Source organism: Ilumatobacter sp., from assembly GCF_041688325.1.
In the GTDB taxonomy this organism is placed as follows: domain Bacteria; phylum Actinomycetota; class Acidimicrobiia; order Acidimicrobiales; family Ilumatobacteraceae; genus Ilumatobacter_A.
The window spans coordinates 1-2,475 of sequence record NZ_JBDNIJ010000296.1 but is presented as its reverse complement, the minus strand read 5'-3'; the positions used below and the strand labels follow the sequence as shown (position 1 = coordinate 2,475).

Here is a 2,475-nt window from a genome sequence, read left to right as displayed (position 1 = left end):
TTACATATGTCATCGACCACCGAGTTGGAGTGTGAGGTCAACGACATTGTTGGTGTCCTCAACTCCCAACACGCGGCGTTGGTCGAACGGGTTGCTGTCCTGTTGGCTGACGAGCGGTTGTGGGCTGGTGAGGGCATGACGTCGATGTCGGCCTGGGTTGCTTGGCGTGCTGGGATGTCGCCCGCAATGGCCCGTTCGATCGTGGCGATTGCCGAACGGGTCGATGAACTGCCTGCTTCGATTGAGGCGTTCCGGCGCGGTGAATTGTCACTCGATCAAATGGCCACGATTGCCCGGAACGCACCGGCCTGGACTGACGTGCAGTCCCGTGACTACGCGATCGCAATGACGGTCACTCAACTCCGCCATGTCCTGCGGAAGTATCCGTTCCCCGTGCTTGACGACGAAGGCCGCGAAGTTGAGGATGCCGACCCGAGTGCTCCCGAGCCAGCCGAGAGCGGCCCGGACGAAGAGCCGGAGACCGAAGCAGCCGCCGAGGCCGACTCAGCGAAGTCATCTGATTCCTCCGATGCGGTGCGGTCGTCGGTCGAAGAGTTTTTGTCGCTGTGGCAGGACGACGACGGTTCGTTCCGTCTCTTCGGACGTTTGGATGCCGATGCTGGGATGATTGTGCAGGCTGCGCTCGACGAAGCCCGCGACCGACTGTTCCAGCGCGGCGACTTCGGTGCCGGGCTTGCTGAGGCGTTGGTCGAGATGGCCCAGGCGTCGCTCGACTCGGTGAGTGACCCGGCACGCCGGTCACGGTTCCGGGTCAACCTGTTCATCAACACCGACACAGGTGAGCGGGGTATGGCCGACGCCACCGGCTGGAACGTGCCCGACGCCATCCGCCGCTACCTCACCTGTGACGGCACGGTCACCCCGGTGTTCGTCGAGAACGGCCTGCCCGTATCGGTCGGGCGTGCCCAGTACGTCGTACTAGCCCGCACTCGCACGGTGATTGAGCATCGCGATCATGGTGTGTGTCGGGTCCCGGGTTGCGATGCGACGCTCGGTCTTGAAGTGCATCACCTGATTCACTGGGAACATGGTGGCCGTACCGATACCGACAATCTTTTGTTGGTGTGCGGCAAGCATCATCGGATGCATCACCGCGGCCGGCTCGATATCACCGGCAACGCCGACCGGCCCGACGGCCTCGAATTCCGCAACCAACACGGCCGGATCATCACACAATCGGGTGCAGCACCAAACCTGCCGCCCGGGCCGCCACCGAAACCCGCAGCCGTGTACGCGCATCCCGATGGCGGCCGGATGGACACCGGGCAAATCTATTTCAACCCGCCCCGCACCTACTACGACGACCTCCGTCAACGTCTGCAAACCGACAGCGGCTACCTCGCCAAAATCCAGCCACCCGGCCTGCACTGACCGGTCGGCAATCTAGCGTGCGGGCCATGGATGATGCATCGCAGGCCGCGCTCGACGCGATGTCGGCTTCGCCGTTGTTCCCGTTTGTGGGGAAGCTGACAGTCAAGCCACTTGGTGAGCCGATGGCGCGTGAGCTGCAGCGTGAAGGCGAGGGCGATCGTCCGTGCAAGTCATGCGGCAACAACGACCGAGTGTGGTGGAGCAACCAACGGTGGAAGGTCACGGCCATCCGTCCCACGGCGAATCCGGTTGGGCTGTTTCTTGAGACCGTCGATCACATCGATTTCGAACATTTCGACACGACGATGGCCGCCGAATTCGGAGTCCTGGTCATGCAGATGGAGGGGGCCATTCGCTCGCTCACTTCCGTTGGCCGGGTGCACATCCACCGCTGGGGTGATGGGTCCGAGCACTTTCACGTGTGGTTCCAGGGTCGGCCTGCGAAGCAACTCGAGCTGTACGGCTGGGGCAATGTCTTGTGGTCGCAAGTGCTGCCGCCGTTGCCAGCGGATGAGATCGATGCGAACCACGCAGTCGTGGTCGATCGGTTCCACGCTGTTGCTGGTGGCATCGTCGCCGACCGAGCAGGCTGACCGCCTCAGTTGGGCGGTCGTGACGTCGTCGAGGCTGGCTCGCCGTATGACTCGTTCTCCGCCACCCACCAGCGAGCTGCTGCGGGCCCCCAGTGCGCCCGAAGGTTGCGGAACCGCTGTGTGGCAGCATCGCCGGGCCATTCGGAGGCGTGGAGCGCTGCTGGCAGGCTCGGGTCTTGCAGCGGGAAGCGCCGCCAGGCGTCGACGAGGTCGATCAATCGAGACGCCGAATGCGCGTCAGGTCGGTTGTCAGCGCTCGGCTCGTCGAACGCCGCCAGAAAGCCGCCATAGCCAGACGCAAGAGCGCCGAGGTCCCAGGCGCGTTCGGCGAGTGCCTGAGGGTCGCCGACATCGGTCATCGTGGAGCGGAACAACGTCGCGTCGTCGATGTCGAGATCTCTCAGGATCGCGGTGGCTTCGCCTTCTCGGTCCGCCCATGGGCAGATCCACACGCCTTGCCCCAGCGAACCGAATCCGGCCCAGCCGAGGC

Annotated in this window: 3 protein-coding genes; 2 read left to right on the top strand and 1 reads right to left on the bottom strand. The window is 63.9% G+C overall.

Annotated features, from left to right (window positions below):
- On the top strand, positions 1-1,392 hold a 1,392-nt coding region (locus ACH2EI_RS15640), incomplete at its 5' end, for a DUF222 domain-containing protein (RefSeq protein WP_395160723.1).
- A 26-nt stretch (positions 1,393-1,418) separates the two neighbouring features.
- Positions 1,419-1,985, top strand: a complete 567-nt coding sequence (locus ACH2EI_RS15635) for a hypothetical protein (protein WP_395154191.1) — start codon at positions 1,419-1,421, stop codon at positions 1,983-1,985.
- Between the two features lie 5 nt (positions 1,986-1,990).
- Here ACH2EI_RS15635 and ACH2EI_RS15630 read toward each other — a convergent pair.
- Positions 1,991-2,475, bottom strand: a 485-nt coding sequence (locus ACH2EI_RS15630; RefSeq protein WP_395160721.1) for a PaaX family transcriptional regulator C-terminal domain-containing protein, incomplete at its 5' end; no start/stop codon positions are given.